At 64.9% G+C, this 19,359-nt stretch carries 21 protein-coding genes; 7 read left to right on the top strand and 14 right to left on the bottom strand.

Features of this window, described 5'->3' with window-relative positions; all coding sequences use genetic code 11:
• Nucleotides 1-297: 297 nt before the first annotated feature.
• Entirely contained in the window at nt 298-1,704 is a 1,407-nt protein-coding gene (locus tag AWB70_RS16055) for an NCS2 family permease (RefSeq protein ID WP_014250733.1), read from the top strand.
• 54 nt (nt 1,705-1,758) lie between these two features.
• On the opposite strand, the gene AWB70_RS16050 is transcribed toward AWB70_RS16055, so the two are convergent.
• From AWB70_RS16050 to AWB70_RS16025, 7 genes are all read right to left on the bottom strand, one after another.
• Complete coding sequence (locus AWB70_RS16050; RefSeq protein WP_053569177.1) at nt 1,759-2,199, bottom strand: SRPBCC family protein; 441 nt, start codon at nt 2,197-2,199, stop codon at nt 1,759-1,761.
• A complete protein-coding gene (locus AWB70_RS16045) occupies nt 2,192-2,515 on the bottom strand; it encodes an ArsR/SmtB family transcription factor (RefSeq protein WP_053569281.1) in 324 nt (107 codons plus the stop codon). Before AWB70_RS16045 ends, AWB70_RS16050 begins: the two co-directional genes overlap by 8 nt.
• 120 nt (nt 2,516-2,635) lie before the next feature.
• A complete protein-coding gene (locus AWB70_RS38750; RefSeq protein WP_156903120.1) occupies nt 2,636-2,785 on the bottom strand; it encodes a hypothetical protein in 150 nt (49 codons plus the stop codon).
• A 108-nt stretch (nt 2,786-2,893) separates the two neighbouring features.
• Complete coding sequence (locus AWB70_RS16040; RefSeq protein ID WP_053569176.1) at nt 2,894-3,361, bottom strand: RbsD/FucU family protein; 468 nt, start codon at nt 3,359-3,361, stop codon at nt 2,894-2,896.
• 44 nt (nt 3,362-3,405) lie between these two features.
• Nucleotides 3,406-4,536 carry a succinylglutamate desuccinylase/aspartoacylase family protein gene (locus AWB70_RS16035; protein ID WP_053569280.1) on the bottom strand — a complete coding sequence of 377 codons (1,131 nt, stop codon included), beginning with the start codon at nt 4,534-4,536 and terminating at the stop codon, nt 3,406-3,408.
• Between the two features lie 75 nt (nt 4,537-4,611).
• Complete coding sequence (locus AWB70_RS16030) at nt 4,612-5,400, bottom strand: ABC transporter substrate-binding protein (RefSeq protein ID WP_053569175.1); 789 nt, start codon at nt 5,398-5,400, stop codon at nt 4,612-4,614.
• A gap of 103 nt (nt 5,401-5,503) precedes the next feature.
• The gene (locus AWB70_RS16025) at nt 5,504-6,598 is read right to left on the bottom strand and encodes a calcium:cation antiporter (protein ID WP_053569174.1); all 1,095 of its coding nucleotides are present in this window, start codon (nt 6,596-6,598) and stop codon (nt 5,504-5,506) included.
• Between the two features lie 268 nt (nt 6,599-6,866).
• On the opposite strand from AWB70_RS16025, the gene AWB70_RS16020 reads away from it, so the two are divergent.
• Nucleotides 6,867-7,841: a GGDEF domain-containing protein gene (locus AWB70_RS16020; RefSeq protein ID WP_053569173.1), complete on the top strand. Its 975-nt coding sequence runs from the start codon at nt 6,867-6,869 to the stop codon at nt 7,839-7,841.
• Between the two features lie 6 nt (nt 7,842-7,847).
• Here the strand turns inward: AWB70_RS16020 and AWB70_RS16015 are convergent, their stop codons facing one another.
• The 3 genes from AWB70_RS16015 to AWB70_RS16005 are packed head-to-tail and all read right to left on the bottom strand — an operon-like array spanning nt 7,848 to nt 10,786.
• The gene (locus AWB70_RS16015; protein ID WP_014250686.1) at nt 7,848-9,164 is read right to left on the bottom strand and encodes an MFS transporter; all 1,317 of its coding nucleotides are present in this window, start codon (nt 9,162-9,164) and stop codon (nt 7,848-7,850) included.
• Between the two features lie 36 nt (nt 9,165-9,200).
• Nucleotides 9,201-9,944: an SDR family oxidoreductase gene (locus AWB70_RS16010; RefSeq protein ID WP_014250685.1), complete on the bottom strand. Its 744-nt coding sequence runs from the start codon at nt 9,942-9,944 to the stop codon at nt 9,201-9,203.
• On the bottom strand, nt 9,941-10,786 hold the full coding sequence (locus AWB70_RS16005) for a fumarylacetoacetate hydrolase family protein (protein ID WP_053569172.1): 846 nt from the start codon (nt 10,784-10,786) through the stop codon (nt 9,941-9,943). The genes AWB70_RS16010 and AWB70_RS16005 overlap by 4 nt, the downstream gene beginning before the upstream one ends.
• Before the next feature lie 135 nt (nt 10,787-10,921).
• Here AWB70_RS16005 and AWB70_RS16000 point away from each other — a divergent pair, with 135 nt between their 5' ends.
• A complete protein-coding gene (locus AWB70_RS16000) occupies nt 10,922-11,860 on the top strand; it encodes a LysR family transcriptional regulator (protein WP_053569171.1) in 939 nt (312 codons plus the stop codon).
• 39 nt (nt 11,861-11,899) lie between these two features.
• Here the strand turns inward: AWB70_RS16000 and AWB70_RS15995 are convergent, their stop codons facing one another.
• Nucleotides 11,900-12,331: an OsmC family protein gene (locus AWB70_RS15995; protein WP_014250682.1), complete on the bottom strand. Its 432-nt coding sequence runs from the start codon at nt 12,329-12,331 to the stop codon at nt 11,900-11,902.
• A gap of 407 nt (nt 12,332-12,738) precedes the next feature.
• On the opposite strand from AWB70_RS15995, the gene AWB70_RS38745 reads away from it, so the two are divergent.
• From AWB70_RS38745 to AWB70_RS15980, 4 genes are all read left to right on the top strand, one after another.
• Complete coding sequence (locus AWB70_RS38745; RefSeq protein ID WP_053569170.1) at nt 12,739-13,506, top strand: hypothetical protein; 768 nt, start codon at nt 12,739-12,741, stop codon at nt 13,504-13,506.
• Complete coding sequence (locus AWB70_RS38740; RefSeq protein ID WP_053569169.1) at nt 13,503-13,886, top strand: HEPN domain-containing protein; 384 nt, start codon at nt 13,503-13,505, stop codon at nt 13,884-13,886. Before AWB70_RS38745 ends, AWB70_RS38740 begins: the two co-directional genes overlap by 4 nt.
• 1 nt (nt 13,887) lies before the next feature.
• Nucleotides 13,888-15,237: an NAD(P)/FAD-dependent oxidoreductase gene (locus tag AWB70_RS15985; protein WP_053569168.1), complete on the top strand. Its 1,350-nt coding sequence runs from the start codon at nt 13,888-13,890 to the stop codon at nt 15,235-15,237.
• A 126-nt stretch (nt 15,238-15,363) separates the two neighbouring features.
• The gene (locus AWB70_RS15980) at nt 15,364-16,017 is read left to right on the top strand and encodes a DsbA family oxidoreductase (protein WP_053569167.1); all 654 of its coding nucleotides are present in this window, start codon (nt 15,364-15,366) and stop codon (nt 16,015-16,017) included.
• A 24-nt stretch (nt 16,018-16,041) separates the two neighbouring features.
• On the opposite strand, the gene AWB70_RS15975 is transcribed toward AWB70_RS15980, so the two are convergent.
• The 3 genes from AWB70_RS15975 to ypfJ all read right to left on the bottom strand — a co-directional run bounded on the left by AWB70_RS15975 (nt 16,042) and on the right by ypfJ (nt 19,203).
• Complete coding sequence (locus tag AWB70_RS15975) at nt 16,042-16,878, bottom strand: flagellar brake protein (protein WP_235024265.1); 837 nt, start codon at nt 16,876-16,878, stop codon at nt 16,042-16,044.
• A 231-nt stretch (nt 16,879-17,109) separates the two neighbouring features.
• Nucleotides 17,110-18,102 carry a lipopolysaccharide heptosyltransferase I gene (gene waaC / locus AWB70_RS15970; RefSeq protein ID WP_053569165.1) on the bottom strand — a complete coding sequence of 331 codons (993 nt, stop codon included), beginning with the start codon at nt 18,100-18,102 and terminating at the stop codon, nt 17,110-17,112.
• Nucleotides 18,103-18,327: 225 nt separating this feature from the next.
• Entirely contained in the window at nt 18,328-19,203 is an 876-nt protein-coding gene (gene ypfJ, locus AWB70_RS15965; protein WP_053569164.1) for a KPN_02809 family neutral zinc metallopeptidase, read from the bottom strand.
• Between the last annotated feature and the right edge of the window lie 156 nt (nt 19,204-19,359).

Raw genomic sequence — 19,359 nt, 5'->3', positions numbered from 1 at the left:
GCCGGACTAAGCGTTTGCCCTAGTCCGGCCTTTTTCCACTCATGCGCAAGCCCCGCCCCGTGCGGGATTCGCGGCATATAAGCCCTTCGGCATGAGCGGCATGTTTTTCATGGGATTGGACCCCGCGTTCTGTTCCCCTAGTCTCTGTCCTGACCGAGTGCAGCCGGCAACGCCCGTCACTCGGCACTATCCAGAACTACACATACGAGACGACCCTGACGACGGACCGAAGTGCGTATCGGCATACCCGATGCGTGCACGGTATTTCCGTTTCAGCGTGCTGATAAAGGAGCAGTCATGTTGGAATCCTCCGCCCAGCAGCTTGGCGATATCGACGTTTCCCCCACCGAACGCGAGGAACACAAAGAGGCCGTGAGCGGCGGCTTTCTCGACCGCTATTTCGGCATTTCCCAAACCGGCAGCACCGAGAAGCGCGAAGTCGTCGCGGGCATCACGACGTTCCTCGCGATGGTCTACTCCGTGTTCGTCGTACCGGGCATGCTGGGCAAGGCCGGCTTCGATACCAGTGCGGTGTTCGTGGCCGTGTGCCTCACGACCGCGTTCGGCTCGCTGCTGATGGGCGTGTGGGCGCGCCTGCCGATTGCGATCGGCTGCGCGATTTCGCTGACCGCGTTCACCGCCTTCGGCCTCGTGCTCGGCAAGGGGCTGACGCCCGCCATCGCGCTCGGCGCGGTGTTCCTCATGGGCGTCGTGTTCACCGCGATCTCAGTCACCGGCGTGCGCTCGTGGATCCTGCGCAATCTGCCGACGGGCGTCGCACACGGCACGGGCATCGGCATCGGCTTGTTCCTGCTGCTGATCGCCTCGAACGATGTCGGTCTCATCATCAAGAATCCCGCGCCCGGCATGCCGGTGTCGCTCGGGCATATCACGGCCTTTCCGGTGCTGATGTCGGTGCTCGGTCTCGCGGCGATTTTCGGTCTGGAGCGCCGGCGCGTGCCGGGCGGCATCCTGCTCGTCGTGATCGGTCTCTCGGCAATCGGCCTGATGTTCGATCCGTCCGTGCGCTTTCATGGCGTGTTCGCGCTGCCGTCGCTTTCCGCGCCGGGTCATTCGTCGCTGATCGGCGCGATGGACATCAAGGGCGCGCTCTCGATGGCCGTGCTGCCGAGCGTGCTCGCACTCGTCATGACCGCCGTGTTCGACGCGACCGGCACGATCCGCGCGGTCGCGGGCCAGGCCGGCCAGATCGACAAGAACGGGCGCATCGTCAACGGCGGCCGCGCGCTGACCGCGGATTCGCTGAGCTCGATCTTCTCGGCCTGCTTCGGCGGCGCGCCGGCGGCGGCGTATATCGAATCGTCGGTGGGCGTGGCGGCGGGCGCGAAGACGGGGCTGGCTGCGACGGTCGTCGGCGTGCTGTTCCTCGTGGTGATGTTCCTCTCGCCGCTCGCCGCGCTCGTGCCCTCCTACGCAACGGCGCCCGCGCTGATGTACGTCGGCCTGCTGATGCTCGGCAACGTGAGCAAGCTGCACTTCGAAGACACCGTCGACACGATGTCGGGCCTCGTCTGCGCGGTGTACATCGTGCTGTCGGCGAACATCGTGACGGGCATCATGCTCGGCTTCAGCACGCTGGTGATCGGCCGGCTCGTCGCGGGCGAATGGCGCAAGCTGAACGTCGGCACGGTGGCGATCGCGGTGGTGCTCGCGGTGTTCTATCTCGGGGGCTGGGCGATCTAGTTGTATTGCGGGAACGGCGCGCTCGTTCGACAGGACGGCGCGCCGTTTTTGCGTTTACTTCGTCTCGATGGCGACACGTCCCGTTTCCAGCAGCGACTTGAGATTCGAAAGAATCTTCGGCCATCCGCCCGACACGGCTTCGATGAACTTCCTGCCTTCGCTCGCGTGCGTGACGGTGAGCTTCACGGCGTCGTCGCCATGCCTTTCGATCTCGTACGTGCAGCGCGACCAGCCCTCGTCTTTCAGATCCTCGCGGAATTCGTTGCGCCATTTCAGCACCAGGCGCTTGCCCGGCTCCGCTTCGAGCACTTCCCCCGCATCCGCGACGCGCCCGTCGGAAAACAGCATCTTCCACGCCGAACCGGCTTGCCAGTCGGATTCCTGATGCATCGAGAACCAGTATTGCCGCTGCCACTCGGGCGTCGTCAGCGCGGACCAGAGCTTCTCGGGCGTCGTGCGGATGTAGGTCACGTACACAAAGTGGTCGCTAGTCATGATCGTCTCCTTCGAGCTTGCGTTTGAGGTCGGTCAGAGCATCCAGACGCGGACGCTCGAACTTGCTGATCCAGCGTTGCGCGATCTCGTGAATCGGCACCGGATTGAGGAAATGACGTTTCTCGCGACCGTGACGCTGCGTCGATACGAGGCTCGCGGCCTCCAGAATCGCGAGATGCTTCGACACGGCCTGGCGCGTCATGCGAAGGCCGTCGCAGAGATCGCCGAGCGTCTGGCCGTTTTCATCGTGCAGGCGGTCGAGAAGCTGCCTGCGGCTCGCGTCCGCGAGCGCGCGAAAAACCGAATCGTCATCCATGAGGATCATTATGCAACCATTTGGTTGCATGTCAAGGCGATCGTCGCCGGAAACGACGACGCCCCCGGAAGCCTGAGGCTTCCGGGGGCGTCGACCAACGCGCTTAACCGACTACTGCGCTTACTTGCGGCGATACGATTCGACGAGCACTTCGCAGTTTTGCAGATGCAATTGCAGCGCACGGTCCCACTCGCGACGCAGCGTAGCCTTTGCTGCGCGCAGCCAGGAACCGAACGAAACGAGCAAGGATTGTTGTGCGGTGGTTTTCATGTGCGTCTCTCAGGGTAAGTAGCTAGGGGATAACCCTGACTATACGCCTTTCACGCTGCATTGCAACAACTTGTCAAAAAAGCAACAGGGTATTCCCTAGTGCGCCGGTCAATTTTGCTGCGGCGCGTCGGGCGCGAGTTGCACGCCCTTTTTGAAGATGAAGCAGCCGTACCCGCGCGTTTCGCCGGTCGCGATGACGCAATAGGCGCGTTTCGCCCGCTCGTAGAACGCGAAACGCTCGACCGATGCGAACGGCACGGCGCGCCCTTCCGCGGCGTCCACTTCGTGCTGCGCCTCGCGCTGAACGGCAGGTTGCGCGCTTGCATCGCCGACGACTTCCATGCGCTCGGCCGGATGATCGACGAACGTATCGAGCGGCAACACCGAGAGCACCGCCCGCACGGCGCGCGGCGCACTCACGCCGTCGAGGCGCAGCACGCGGCCGAGCACGGTCTCGCGTGCGACGGAATCGGCGGGGAAATTGGCGTCGCAGATCACGACTTCGTCGCCGTGCCCCATGGCGCAGAGCGCGTGCAGGATGTCGGCGTTGAGCAGCGGATCGATGTTCTTCAGCATGCTTTCTTGTTCTCCAGTGACGTGAGGTCAGAGCCGAATCTATTCTAGGGGACGAGCAAATCGCCGGTGCGCGCCGCCTCTGCGCCCGCGATGCGCGCGACCAGCATGCCCGTCGTGGCGAAACGGGTCCAGTGACGCGCGTACAGCACGCCTTCGGTCTGCGCGACGAGCGGCACGAGCCGGTCGCCGAGCGGATCGAGCACATCGGCGATCGTCTCGCCCGCGCGCACCGTGTCGCCGATTTCGCGCCGATGCAGGATCACGCCCGACACCGGCGCGTGCACGTACTCGCATCCGGCGAGCGACGTCGCGGGATGGCGCAGCGCGGGCGGCTCGGGTGCCTCGCCCGCGATCATCCCGATATGCGTCAGATAGTCGATGATCGCCTGCGCGTCGCGCGCCGCCATCTCGTGCGACACGTCGCGCACGCCGCGCAGTTCCAGCGTGACCGGCTTCATGCCCATCGGAATCGGAAAACGCTCGCCGAACGCACCGCGCAGATAGCGCCACGCCGATGCGCACGCTTCGTCGAACGGCTCGCCGCCCGACACGTCCGCGAGCAGTTGCGCCTCGCTGCCGAGAAAGCGCGCGAGCGGCTCGATCGCGGGCCACGCTTCAGGCGTCGTGTACAGATGCGCGACGGCTTCCCAGTCGCAATGCAGATCGATGACGAGATCCGCGTCGCAAGCGAGCTTCATCAGTTCGATGCGTTGCGATTCGAGCTCGGTCGCCGCCTTCATCGCCTCGAAATGCGCGCGCAAGGCGGCGCGGATGAGGCGCGCGTTATGCGCCGCGTCGTCCGTCAGGCGGCGCTTCAGTTCGAGCGCGAGGGCCGGTCCGCACGCGGGAAAGCGCCGGTTGAAATCCTGGCCCGATAACAATTCGAAGCGGCCCATTTGCGCGCCGAACCAGTGTTGATTCAGCCCCGCCGGATTGGCGAGCGGCACGAGCACCACGCGCGCCGCGAGCCGCCCGGCCGCTTCCAGCTCGGCCAGACGCTGCTTGAGCCGCCACGCGACGACCATGCCCGGCAGTTCGTCCGCGTGCAGCGACGCCTGGATATAGATCTTCGGCGATGTATCGGCGTCGCTGCCTTGCGGACCGAATCGATAGCTCGTGATCGCGCGCGCGGTGCCGAGCGACGCGCAGACGAGCGGATGATGATGGACCTGCATCGTGTCGGATTCCCTCGTCAAAAAAGAAAGGCACCGCGAACGATGCCTTTTTCGTGTGACCGTGTCAGACGGCGATCACTGGATCGAGATATCGGTCTCGAAGTATTTCGCCATGATGCGCTTGAACGTGCCGTTCTTCTTGATCTCGGCGAACGCGTTGTTCAGGCCGTTCTTCAGATCGGCATCGCCCTTGCGCAGCCCGATGGCCGTGCCCGGACCGATGATCGCCTTGTCTTCGACGATCGTCCCGACGAGCGCGAACGGCTTGCCCTGCGGCTTCTTCAGAAAGCCGATGGCGGCTTGCGCGGCGTCGGTAAACATCGCGTCGATGCGGCCCGCGACGAGATCGGCCTCGACCTGCTCCTGATCGCCGTAAGGCACGACCGTCACGCCCTGCGGCTCCCACTTCACTTTCGCGTAACGCTCCTGCACCGTGCCCTGCTCCACGCCGACGCGCTTGCCCTTGAGCGCCTGCGGCGTCGGCAAGATGCCGGAGCCCGCGCGCGCGACGAGCTGCGCGTGCGTGTCATACAACGGATCGGTGAAATCGATCTGCTTGAGGCGCTCGTCGGTAATGCCCATGTCGGACAGCACGGCATCGAACTTGCGCGCCTTCAGGCCGGGAATCATGCCGTCGAAATTGTTTTCGACCCACACGCACTTGACCTTCATCTGCGCGCACAGCGCATTGCCGAGGTCGATATCGAAACCGGCGAGCTTGCCGTCGGCCTGCTTGGATTCGAACGGGGGATAAGACGGATCGACGGCGAAACGGATTTGCGTGATCTCTTTGGCCTGCGCGGAAAACGAAACGGCGGCCAGTGCGGCGAGCATCGCAAGCGATGCGGACTTCTTCAATGACATGCTCTTCCTTCGGGACTTTCGATGAGACGACGACACGTCGCGCGCCAGCGCGCGCGAAACCGCGAATGGTAACAAAAACGCACGCCTGAACGCACGACGTCCATCAAGGCACAACGGAGAGGAAGAGGAACGCCGCGAAGATCACGAGATGCACGACGCCTTGCAGCACCGTCGAGCGGCCCGTGCCGAGCGTGATGACGGATACGAGCAGCGTGAGCGCCAGCATGACGATTTCCTTGGGCGCGAGGCCGAGCGAGATCGGCTGGCCGATGACGATCGATACGACCGCCACCGTCGGAATCGTCAGCCCGATGCTCGCGAGCGCCGAGCCGAGCGCGAGATTCAGGCTCGTCTGCAACCGGTTCAGGCGCGCGGCGCGCAAGGCGGCGAGCCCTTCGGGCAGCAGCACGAGCGCGGCGATCACGACGCCCACCACGGCCTCGGGCGCGCCCGCCGCCGCGACGCCCGCCTCGACCGCCGGCGACAGCAGCTTCGCGAGCCCGACCACCGCCACGAGCGACAGCATCAGAAACGCGAGCGCGGCCCACGCTTCGCCATTCGTCGGCGGCGGCGCGTGCGGCGCGTCTTCTTCGCCGTTCGCATTGACCGCGGCGGCGGGGATGAACGGCAGGAAATAATCGCGATGGCGGATCGTCTGCACGAACACGAACGTCACGTACAGCACGAGCGAGATCACGCCGACGAAAATCAGTTGCGACGTGGACAGCGCCGGGCCGACGACCGTGCTCGTGAAGTTCGGCAGCACGAGCGTGAGCACGGACAGCGCGCAGAGAATCGCGAGCGCCGCGGCCGCGCCCTGCAACTGAAAATCCTGCACGTGATGCCGCAAGCCGCCGATGAGCAGACACAGGCCGACGATGCCGCAACTGCAGATCATGATGGCGGCGAACACGGTGTCGCGCGGCAGGCCGGCCTTTTCGGGGCCGCCGGAGAGCATCACGGAGACGATCAAGGCCACCTCGATCACCGTGACCGCGATGGCGAGCACCAGCGTGCCGAACGGTTCGCCGACGCGATGCGCGACCACTTCCGCGTGATGCACGGCCGCGAACACGGAAAACGCGAGCGCGATAGCTGCGAGCGCAGTCATGACGGCGCCCGGCATCAGCGCGGCCGCGCCGAGCACGACGAGCGCGACGATCGGGGTAACGAGGGTCCAGTCCAGCTTGAATTTCATCGGCGCTCCGGGGAATCGGGTGAGGGGAATCGTCGGCTCATGCAATGCGGCCGCAAGGTCGCTGCAAGAACGCGCCGAATGCATCCGACCCGATCGAGCGCCGCGCGTGCAAGAAACTTGCCGTGACAAAGGGCCGCAGACCATCGGCATGATAGCGAAAACGCCGTGTGGCGCGCGTTCTCGCGCGCGATGCCGTCACCGGGTGAATTAATCGCGCAATTGTCGGAGAATAAGGCCTTCGCGCTCACGAAGAGGAACCGAAAGACACATGCTCGTCGCCCCCAAACCCGAGAACGAACCCGCCCGCCTCGCCACGCTGCGCTCGCTCGGCATCCTCGACACGCCCGCGGAAGAACGCTTCGATCGCCTCACGCGCCTCGCGCGGCGGCTTTTCGACGTGCCGATGGCGCTCGTCAGCCTCATCGACGAAAACAGGCAGTGGTTCAAATCGTGCGCGGGCCTCGGCGCGCAGGAGACGTCGCGCGATGTGTCCTTCTGCGGGCACGCGATCCTGCAGGACGACGTTTTCATGATCCCCGACGCCCGCGCCGACGCGCGCTTTCACGACAATCCCCTCGTGACGGGCGATCCGGGCATCCGCTTCTACGCGGGCCAGCCGCTCACGGTCCCGAACGGCATGAAGCTCGGCACGCTGTGTCTCATCGACACGCGGCCGCGCGAGCTCGACGCCGACCAGCGCGGCCTGTTGCGCGATCTCGCGCATATCGCGGAACACGAGATCGCGGCGATCGAACTCGCGACCGTCGACGAACTCACGCTGATCGCGAACCGGCGCGGCTTCGAGGCGCTCGCCCAGCACGCGCTGAACGTGTGCAAGCGCGTGGGCCGCGACGCGTCGCTGCTGTTCTTCGATCTCGACGATTTCAAGCGCATCAACGATACGTTCGGTCACGCCGAGGGCGATCGCGCGCTCGTGGCGTTTGCGGACGCGCTGCGCGGGTCATTGCGGGAAAGCGATGTGATCGGGCGGCTGGGCGGCGACGAGTTCGTCGCCCTTCTGACCGACGCCCGCGGCGATGAAACGCAAGGCGCGCTCGACCGGTTGCGCGACGCGCTCGCGGCGAGCGACGCGGCTTCGTCGCGGGGCTACCAGATTCGCTTCAGCGTCGGGCAGACGCAGTTCGATGCGAAGCGGCACGCGTCGGTCATCGATCTGCTCGCGTCGAGCGACAGCAAGATGTACGCGCACAAGGCCGCGCGGAAGCACGGCCGAGCACACTAGCAAGCCTTACTCGCTGCCGCTTTCCCGGAAGTACAGACGGCGCGGCAAGCCCCAGACGATCAGCATCGCGCCGAGCAGGCACGCGAACGCAATGGCATAGAGGCCGGGCGTCGCGCTGCCGGTCATCGTCTTCACCTTGCCGACCATGTACGGGCTGATGATGCCGCCGAACTGGCCCACCGAATTGATGAGCGCGATGCCGCTCGCCGCCGCGATGCCGGTCAGAAAGCGCGTCGGCAGAATCCAGAACAGGCCGAGCGAGGTAATGATGCCGGTCGCCGCGATCGTGAGGCCGATCACGAGCATCACCGTATTGCCCGGAAAAAAGCCGCACAGCACATAGCCGACCGTGCCCGCGAGCGCGCACGCGCCGAGGTGATAGCGCCGCTCGCCGGTCTTGTCCGAGTGCTTGCCGATCAGGATCATGCCGATGCCCGCGACCGCGTACGGCAGCATCGAAATCAGGCCGATCATGAACGGATCGCTCGTGCCCGCCGTCTTCACGAGTTGCGGCATCCAGAAGACGAGGCCGTAGATACCCATCGCGAGAAAGAGATAGATGAGCGCCATCACGAGCGTGACGGGTTCGCTGAACGCGGCCTTCAGCGAATGCACTTCGCCGACTTTCGGGTCGCTCGCGAGTTGCGCCTTGAGCGCGCGCTTTTCGCCGGCGTCGAGCCATTTCGCGTGATCCACGTCGTCATCGACGAAGGCAAGCACGACGAAGCCGAGCAGCACCGACGGAATGCCTTCGAGCAGGAAAAGCCATTGCCAGCCCGGCATGCCGTTGAGACCGTCGCAGAACTTCATGATCGCGCCCGAGAGCGGACTGCCGATGATGCCGCACAGCGCGATCGACGCCATGAAGAACGAATTGATGCGTCCGCGCCGCGACGACGGGAACCACTTCGTGAAGAAGTACAACGCGCCCGGCACGAAACCCGCTTCGAGCGCGCCGATCAGAAAGCGCAGTACATAGAACCACGTGTCGGTGCGCACGAACATCATGCACGCCGATGCGATGCCCCAGGTGATCATGATGCGCGCGATCCAGCGCTTCGCCCCGACGCGATGCAACACAATATTGCTTGGCACTTCGAACAAAAAGTATCCGACGAAGAACACGCTCGCGCCGAAGCCGTACATCGCATCGGAAAAGCCGAGCTCGCTTTGCATCTGCAGCTTCGCGAAGCTGATATTGATGCGGTCGAGATACGAGAACACGAAGCACGCAACGAACAGCGGCACGAAGCGCCAGAACACCTTGCGGTAGATCTGGGCGTCGTCGTGCGCGAGCGCACGCGGGGCGGCGATGGAATCCACGGGGTAGTCTCCTTGATTTTTATGGATGCTGCGCTGTCAGTACGTTGCACGTCCCCCGGAAAGATCGAACACCGCGCCCGTCGTGAACGAGTTCTCCGACGACACGAGCCACGCGACCATCGACGCGATTTCCTTCACTTCGACGAAGCGCCCACGCGGAATCTTCGAGAGCATGTAGTCGATGTGCTCCTGCTTCATCTGCTCGAAGATTTTCGTGCGCGCGGCGGCCGGCGTGACGGCGTTCACCGCGATATCGAGCCCGGCCGTTTCCTTGCCGAGGCTCTTGGTCAGCGCGATCACGCCGGCCTTGGCCGCGCTGTACGCCGACGCATTTGGATTGCCTTCCTTGCCCGCGATCGACGCAATATTGACGATGCGTCCATAGCCGCGCGCGATCATCGTCTTGACGATGGCCTGATTCACGTGGAAGGCCGCGTTCAGATCGACGTCGATCACGCGCGACCATTCTTCGGGCGCGTAATCGGCGACCGGCGCGTTCGCGCCCGCGATGCCCGCGCTGTGCACGAGTACGTCGATCTTGTCGAAGCGCGCGAGCGTGGCCGACGTGGCCCGTGCGACAGCATCGCGATCGATCAGATCGACGCACACGGTTTGCACATCGCCCAGTTGCGCGCGCGCTTCGGACAGCGCGCCTTCATCGCGATCCCACAGCGCGACGCGCGCGCCGCCTTCGAGCAGCCGCGCGGCCACCGCAAAACCGATGCCCTGCGCGCCGCCCGTCACCACGGCCGCGCGATTCGTGAAGTCGTACTGGTTCATGCGTCCACCGTCCGTTGCTGTTGTTCGCCCAGTCCCTCGATGCCAAGACGCATCACCTGCCCCGCGCGAAGATAGACGGCTTCCGGCTTCTGCCCCATGCCGACGCCCGGCGGCGTGCCCGTCGAGATGACATCGCCCGGTTGCAGGCTCATGAAGCGCGAAAGATATGAAACGATCTCGCCGACCTTGAAGACCATCGTGCTGGTATTGCCGTTCTGATAGCGCTTGCCGTCGACTTCGAGCCAGAGCGGCAGCTTGTGCGGATCGGGCACTTCGTCGGTGGTGACGAGCCACGGGCCGATCGGGCCGAACGTGTCGCAGCCCTTGCCCTTGTCCCACGTGCCGCCGCGCTCGATCTGATACTCGCGCTCGGAGACGTCGTTGATCACGCAGTAACCGGCGACGTGGCTCATCGCGTCGGCTTCGTCGATATACGCGCCGCCCTTGCCGATCACGACGCCCAGTTCGACTTCCCAGTCGGTCTTTTTCGAGCCGCGCGGAATGCGCACATCGTCGTTCGGGCCGACGACCGCCGAGAGCCACTTGTTGAACACGACCGGCTCGGACGGCACCGGCAGATTCGACTCGGCCGCGTGGTCGGCATAATTCAGCCCGATGCAGATGAACTTGCCGATACGTCCGACGCACGGCCCGATGCGCTCGCCCGCGGGCACGCTCGGCAATGTCGACGGGTCCAGCTTCGCCAGGCGCGCGATGGATTCGGGCAGAAGCGCGTCGCCCGCGATATCGCCGACGACGCCCGACAGATCGCGGATCGTGCCGTTGGCATCGAGTAAGCCGGGCTTTTCGCGGCCAGGCGCGCCGTATCGCAAGAGCTTCATGGGTCGGGGCTTCCTTGAACAGTTGATGGGAAGCCCACAATGTAGAGAACCCCGGCGCGCTTGAATAATGAAAGCTGCGGCACGGGGGATAACTTTGCGTTATCTTCGTGTTCTCCCTGATCTCCTTTCGAGCGCATGCTGCCGAACGCCGATTCCATTGCCGCGCGCCTGCGGCTCAAGCAACTGCGCCTTCTGATCGCCCTCGACGATCACGGCTCGCTGCACCGCGCCGCCGACGAAATGGCGCTCACGCAGCCCGGCGCGACCAAAGCGCTGCGCGAAATCGAAGCCACGCTCGGCGCGACCTTGTTCACGCGTTCCGCTCAGGGCATCCAGCCCAACGACCTCGGCCGCTGCGTGATCCGCTATGCGCGGCTGATTCACATGGACGTCGCGCATTTGCGCGAGGAGATGGCGGGCATTCTTCAAGGCACGGGCGGGCGGCTCGCGATCGGCGCGATCACGGGCGCGGTGTCGGGCGTGCTCGTCGATGCGCTCGCGCGTCTGCGGGAACGGCAGCCGGCGCTGACGGTGGAAGTGGTCGAGGACACGAGCGCGCGGCTGCTCTCGCTGCTCGACCAGGGACGGCTCGATGTCGCGATCTGCCGTGCGAGCGTCGCGCGGCAACCGGATCACTATCACTACGTCGAGTTGCGCGACGAACCGCTCGCGATCATCGCGGGAATCGCGCATGCGCTCGTGGATGCGCCGCGCGTCGAGCTCGCCGATCTCGCGTCGAGCCGATGGATCGTCTATCCGGCCATCATGCCGATTCGCAGCCTCTACGAGCGCGAATTCAAGGAAGCGGGCCTGCCGCTGCCCCAGCATCCGGTCGAAACGGCGTCGACCATCACGACCGTGCTGCTGCTGCAGCGCGACCCGACGCTCGTCGCGATGATGCCCCTCGACATGGCGACCTTCCTCGCCGGACACGGACTCGCGAAGCGCCTCGCCATTGCCGTGCGTTCGCGCACGGAGCCTTATGGCGTCGTGACGCGCAAAGGCGCGGCGCTGCCGGCCCCGGCGCGGCTGATCATCGAGGAACTGACGCGCGAAAAAAACGCGGACGGGTGACACGCCCGTCCGCGTGGCTTTGCCGCGCGTGCCGCGTGCTCAGGACACGAGCTCGGCGTTCAACGTGATTTTCGTGTTGCCCGCGAACAGTTTCGAGACCGGGCAGCCTTCCTTCGCGGCCTGCGCCGCCTTGTCGAAAGCGGCCTTGTCGGCGCCCGGAATCTTCGCCTTCAGGTCGAGCTGGCAAGCGGTGATCGTGAAGCCATCGCCGTCTTTGTCGAGCGTGACCGTGGACTTCGTTTCGAGGCTTTCGGCCTTCATGCCGGCCAGTTCGAGTTGCAGCGAGAGCGCCATCGTGAAGCAGCCCGCGTGCGCCGCGCCGATCAGTTCTTCGGGATTCGTGCCCGGACCTTCCTCGAAGCGTGACTTGAAGCCATAGGGCGCTTCGTTGAGCACGCCGGTTTGCGTCGTGATGAAACCCTTGCCGTCCTTGATGCCGCCGCTCCATTTTGCCGATGCTGTCTTTTGCACGAGAGTTCTCCGAAAGATGAAGTGGAATTGCGATGACCGGCGCTCACGCGATGCCGATCGGCGAAGCGCACGCGTCATGAAGACCCGCACGCGCCGTGCCCGATTCGATAGCCCGAACGGTTTGGACAGGCCCGCCGTCGAGCATCGTAGCGGAACGTGCGAACGCGCGCAGGGACGATGCGGAGCGGACTATGACGTTCGGACTATGCCGCCCGCAACGCCTTCTGCGACGGGGCTTTGCGGGCAATCGTCGCGATCTCGATGCCTTTAGGCAACTTCATTCGTATGGTCAAACGCGAACGATTCACTTAGCATCCTTTGACCCGCCGTTTTGACCGATGCGCGATAAAGCGCACTGCTTCGCGCATCGGCTACGGCACTGTTTTTCGCATTTCCCGGCAATCAGCATGAACGCAATACCGCAACCGAAAACGCATCAGATCGTGGATCGCCTCAACGCGCTGCAGGCCGCATCGCCGCGCTTTATCGACACCTCGGAAGTCACGCCGCTGTCGCGTGAATGGAATGCCATCAGGCATGACATCGACCGTCTCATGCGCGTGGACGCGTGCGCCGCGTGGGAACTGACGGGATCGTGGCGCGCGCTCGCCGGCGACGTCGAAGGCGCGGAGGCGGCGTTCAGAAATAGCGTGGCGCTCGGATGCACGGGCGTGAATCGCGAGAACTGGATGATCACGCGGCTGAACCTGGGCCTGTTCTCGGGGGCGCAGGCGTTGTTTCGCGAGCTTGCGGACCGGCGCGCTTCGGATATCGCGACGATCGCGCGGTATGGGTTCCTTGCCGGGGCGATCGGACGCACGGCGGAGTTGATCGAAGAGGCGCGCAGGACGGGCGTCAGTCTCGACGAGGCGTGGTCGGCGGACGTGCTGGAAGCGCATTCGATCATGTCGGATGCGGATGTCGCCGACGAGCAAATCGCGCAACGGCTCGATTGCGGCGGCGTGGTGTTGCGGCGGCATGGGTATCAGGCGGTTATCGCGACGCAGGTTATATCGGTGGAGGGTGTCTGGCGCACGGTGACTTACAGGCTGCGAGTGCCGCTTGCGTTCGAGCCGGCACGGGGCATGGACCACGAGGTCATGCTCGAGGAAAACAAGCTGGACGGTATCGAACCCATCGCCTTTGCCGTCAGGATCACAGGAGCGTGTGTATGAGCAGCACCGCCGAGGAACTTGTCGAATGCGCGACTGCGTTGCTGAGCGACGCGGCAGATGAACCCCGGTATCGGGCTGTCTGCAGCCGGGCGTACTACGGTGCATTTCATGCGGCCCATGCGTTTCATCGGCGACTGCCGGTTCCCGGCACCGTCGGACGCGCGCGTGGCCGTCACGAACAACTCATTGCGCAACTGAGTCGTCCCATGATCAACCCGGCCGATAGGCAATACGACGTGTCGCAAGCGATCGCCAGAGACCTGGTTGAATTGCGAAATGCACGCGTCATGGCTGACTATCACCTTGACCAGCACGTCGATCACGAACTCGCCTCGAAGTCCGCGAGGATCGCCCGGAACGTCCTGAAAACTACGACATAACATGGGTCCACCTACCGAACGCATCACCGAAGACCGCACGCTCCCGGATCGCGTCGACGTCGTCATCGTCGGCGGCGGCATCATCGGCATCAGCACCGCGCGCGCTCTCGCGGAGAAAGGGCTGTCGGTCGCCGTCTGCGAGAAAGGCGCCATCGCCGGCGAGCAGTCGAGCCGCAACTGGGGCTGGTGCCGCGCGACGCACCGCGACTTGCGCGAACTCGAACTTAGCCTCGAAAGCCTGAAGCTGTGGCGGCGCATCGATGCGGAACTCGGCATCGACACGGGCTTTCGCGAATGCGGCATCCTCTACGCCGCCGACGATGCCGACGCCCTCGCCGATCACGAAGCCTGGCTCGCGCGCGCCATCGCGCTCGTCGGCCGCGGCGCGCTCGATTCGCGCATCGTCTCGCCGGACGAAACCGCAGCGCTGATGCCGGGCGCGTCACGGCGCTTCGCAGGCGGCATCTACACGCCGAGCGACGGCCGCGCCGAGCCGCAACGCGCCGTGCCCGCGATGGCCGCCGCGCTGCGCGAGCGCGGCGTGAAAGTGCTGACGCCCTGCGCGATTCGCGGCATCGAGTCGAGCGGCGGCGCGATCAGCGGCGTCGTCACGGAACACGGGCGCATCGGCTGCGCGAGCGTGGTCGTCGCGGGCGGCGCATGGACGCGCTATTTCGCGGGCAGCCTCGGCGTCGATGTGCCGCAACTCATGGTTCGCTCGTCGGTCATGCGCACGTCGGAAGTGGAAGCGCACGAAGACGGCCCGGCCGTGAGCGCGTGCAATCAGGAGATGGGATACAGAAAGCGGCTCGACGGTGGCTACACCATCGCCAACGCGTTTCACAGCTATCACGACATCACGCCGGACAGCTTTCGCCTGTTCGCCAAGTTCCTGCCCGCGCTGAAGAGCCAGATCGGTTCGATCAAGCTCGGCCTGAACGCACGCTTCTTCGACGAACTGCGCAGGCCGCGCCGCTGGCCGCTCGACCGCCCGACCGTCTTCGAGACCGTGCGCACGCTCGATCCCGCGCCGGTCGAATCGTTCAACGAAGCGGCCCTTAAGGAGTTCCGCGCCGTCTTTCCGGCGCTCGCCCGTTTGCGCATCGAGCAGGCGTGGGCCGGATACATCGACGTCACGCCCGACGCGGTGCCTGTCATCTCTGGCGTCGAACGCAGGCCGGGACTCTTCATCGCGACGGGTTTCTCGGGCCACGGTTTCGGCATCGGGCCGGGCGCGGGCCAACTGATGGCCGATATCGTCGCGAACGATGCGCCGCTCGTCGATCCACGCGCGTTTCGCCTGTCGCGCTTTTTCGACGGCAGCACCATCGAGATCGACGGCGGCTTCTGACGCGCCGGGAAGACACGCGGCTGCCGCCCGCACGCGCTAACATACCGGTTTTGCGGCCGCCGCTCTTCGCAGCGTCCGCCTGGTTCGGTCAAACGGCGCATGGGCGCCGTTCGTTTTGGGGCTCACATGGCATCCACGCCTGTTCTTTTTATCGACGTCTGGTCGGACTTCACCTGTCCGTTCTGCTATCTCGAGACGCCCGTGCTCGACCAGTTCCGCAACGCATACGGCGATGCGGTCGAGATCCGCTGGCACGCGTTCGAATTGCGTCCGGAACCGACGCCCCTGCCCGATCCCAACAGCGAGACGATCGTCGATTCCTGGGAAAATTCGGTGCGCCCGCTCGCGGCGGAGCGCGGCGTGACGATGCGTCTGCCGCCTGTCGCGCCGCGTAGCCGCAAGGCCTTCGAAACCGCGATGTTCGCGCGCGAATCGGGCCGCTACGATCTCGTGCATCGCGCGATCTTCAAGGCGTACTTCGAGGAAGGTATCGATATCGGCGACACCGACGCGTTGCTCGACATCGCGGCAACCTGCGGCGTCGATCCCGAGATGCTCGAAGAGGCGCTCGATGACGGCACCTATACCGATCTCGTGATCGAAGACGAAGAGTTCGCGAAGAAGCTGGGCGTGACCGGCGTGCCGTTCGCGGTGTTGTCGCGGGAATCCGCGCCGGGGCAGGAACCGCCGCCGCCCATCGCTCTGCGCGGCGCGGCGCCGGTCCAGCACTTCGAAGCGGCGGTCGAGCGGCTTTTCCCGGACGGCTTTCCTGGCAACTAAAGCCGCGCAGGCGGCCCGCCCATCTTAGCTGTGCTCGGCCATGAACGATTTCAGCGCGATACGCTGCGACGGCTCGATCGATTCGAATTCGAGCCCGTAGGCCGCGCTGCCATCGGCCGGATCGATCGTGCCGACATGGCGCACGATCGCGATGGTGTCGATCTTTACATCGACGCCATCGGTCTTGAACTGGAACGAGAGCTTCAGACGGTCGCCCACGCGCGCGGCCGGATTCGCGACGGTCAGCGACATGCCATATGGACTGATGTCGCTCACGCGGCCCAGATGCGGCGCGGCGTGAGTTTGGCCATCCGCAGCGAAATGGGCCGCAAGGCGTGTCGGCATGCGCGCGAACTTGCGCGTGCGCAATCGGCGGATCGCCCCCGGCGCCGATAGCACCGCATAGTTGAACGGCTCGCGGCAGGTGGCGTCGACCGTGCAGGCAAAGCGGAACACGCCCCGCCCCGTCAGCGCGACGAGATCGACCTGCTCGCCGAGCGTCAGGTCGAGCGGATCGAAACCCGTCATCACCGGTTGCGTCACGAAGAGCGACCGCTCGCCATTGCGGCGCGGCGTCGAAAATCCAATCACGCGGCTCGCATACATGGCAGAGCCCGTGCCGCCGGTGCCGCGCAAACCGACCCGCGCGCCGATGGTCAGACCGATATCGTCCAGCGTCAGCGGACCATCCTTCGCGGCCTCGTCGTCGGGCACGCTCGGCGCGGGCTCCTGAAGCACGCGGTGCGGCTCGAAATGGCGAAACATGAACGCGCGCGCCGACGCGTCCGGCACGACGGCGCCCGCATCGAACAGCAGCGCGCCATCGGCGGAAACGATGGGCCACTTGAGCGACGCGTTCAAGGGAATGTCGGAAGCTGCGAGGCGAACCGTTAACGGGCGCGCCTCTGCGACGGTTTCTTCGGTCATCTTATAGGACGATTCTTAAGCGTTTTCGCAATCGTCGTGCTTACCGAAGCCGTCGTCAAGTGTCAGGCGGCAACTTTTACGTTAGCGCACTGATATGTGTTTCAGATTTACGACTTTTTACGCGACGCGGCGCGCCGCGCAAAAAGTTTTATGCGCATAAAAGTTTTATCGAGATAACGCGCGCGGCGCGCTGGCGGACACCGTCACGCTTTCGATGGCGGCGAGCACTTGCTGCACGTTAGGCGGCGCGCCTTCATCGCCTACGGAAACCGAGCGGCCCGGATCGTTCACGCCGAAGTGCTCGCGCGAGGTTGCCGCGAACAGCATGACGGTCCGGCGCTGCAACGCATGCGCCAGATGCACGAGGCCCGTGTCCGCGCCGACGACGAGTTCCGACGCGCGAATCCAGTGTGCGCATTCCAAGACGGAGAGCTTCGGCAACACGATCGCGCCGGGGACGAGCGCGGCGATCGCCTGCGCTTCGCCCTGCTCGCGCTCGGTGCCCCACGGCAAGGCGATCGTATGACCGCGCGCGGTGAGCCAGCGGCCCACTTCGCCCCAATGTTCCTTCGGCCACTTCTTCACGTCCGCCGACGTCGCATGGAACAGCATCGCGATGGGCTGTCCGCGCGGAATGTTCAGATCGCGCGCGACCGGCGGCAACTGGATGTTGTAGTCGGGCGTCTCGTCGAAACGATAGCCGAGCGCTTCGGCGACGCTAACGCGCATGCCGCGCCACGCATCGGTGTCCGGCCGCGGGCCGAAGCGCGCGTTATAGGCAAAGGCCGCGCCCCGTTCCCCGAGATCCTTGTTCTGATAGCCGTAGCGGCCCCGCCCGCGCGCAATGAACGCGATGATCGCGCTCTTGTAGACGCCGTGAATATCGAGAATCGCGTCGTATTTTTCCGCCCGCAGCTCGCCGATCGACCCGGCGATGTCCTTCAGATCGTTCCAGTTGCGCGCCTTCTTGAACTTGCGCAGCGGCGCGCTCAGCACACGATCGACGCCCGGATTCCAGCGGATGATGTCGGCAAAGGCGGCGTCCGCGGCCCAGTCGACCTGGGCGGATGGAAACGCGCGCCGCAGGTCCGCAACGACCGGTAGCGTCTCGACGATATCGCCGAGCGACGTGACTTTGACGATCAGAATTCGCTTCATGAAGAGAACGGGAATGCTCCGGTGCGTGTCGGGTCCGGAGGACGTCACGTCGCGCGGCACCTGGCCGCGCCCGGAAAACCAGCGATTCTAATGACTTTAAGACAAACGCGTGTCAGCGTTTGTAAGCACCGGCGGCAAGCCGCGAGGCGATGCGGCCGCGCCTCGACGGTTCAGCATAGTCCATTTCGAGACGAAAGGCCGCTTTCGGCCGCGCCCGACGAACACTCAGAGCGAGCGCGCCGAGAAGGTGTCGCACTGACTGACATCGCCCGTCGACATACCGCGCCGCAGCCAGCGCTGGCGCTGCGCGCTCGTGCCGTGCGTGAACGCCTCGGGCACGATGCGCCCTTGCGACTGCTGCTGCAGACGGTCGTCGCCGATCGCGGCCGCGGCGTTCAAGCCCTGTTCGAAATCGCCGGGCTCGATCAGCTTCGCGTTCTGCTGCTGCGCGACCGCGGCCCAGACGCCCGCGAAGCAGTCCGCCTGCAACTCGACGCGAACCGACAGCGCATTGGCCTGCTCTTTCGACATCCGCGAGCGGGCCTGATCGACCTTGCCCATGATGCCGAGCACGTTCTGCACGTGATGCCCGACTTCGTGCGCGATCACGTAAGCCTGCGCGAAGTCGCCGCTCGCGCCGAAGCGGTCGCGCAATTCGCGATAGAACGAGAGATCGATATAGACCTTGCGGTCGCCCGGACAATAGAACGGACCCATGGCGGCCTGTCCCGTGCCGCAGGCGGTCTGCGTGGCGCCCGAAAACATCACGAGCTTCGGCGCCGGATAGTCCTGATTGAACTGCGTGCGGAAGACTTGCTGCCAGGTCCGCTCGGTATTGCCGAGCACGCGGCGCACGAAGACCGCGCCGGGATCGTTGGCGGGCGGCGCGTTGCTCGGCGCGGCCTGCTGCTGCGGCGCATTGCCTTGCAGCACCTGCGCGCCGTTGATGATGGTCATCGGATTGATGCCGAAGAAATACGACGCTGCGAGCGCAATGACGATCGTGCCGATGCCGATCGATCCGCCGCCGACCCGAAAGCCGCCGCCCCCGCCGCGCCGGTCTTCGACATTCCGGCTTTCTGCTTCGTCATCGAGGCGCATGATGCTTCTCCTTCCTGCTCGCGCGGTGCGCGTGTCCAAAAGTCATTATGGTACCCGCCCCGTTCGCACGTCTCGTGCCGGCGCATCGTAAAAGTTCTTTCCGGGCCTGCCGCGCACCGACTCCAGCCGTGCGGTCGATTGTCGCGAAAGCGTCTG

Origin of the sequence: Caballeronia cordobensis (assembly GCF_001544575.2) — a bacterium.
Taxonomy (GTDB): domain Bacteria; phylum Pseudomonadota; class Gammaproteobacteria; order Burkholderiales; family Burkholderiaceae; genus Caballeronia; species Caballeronia cordobensis.
The sequence above is the reverse complement of the archived record's forward strand: the minus strand, read 5'-3'. Positions and strand labels throughout refer to the sequence as shown.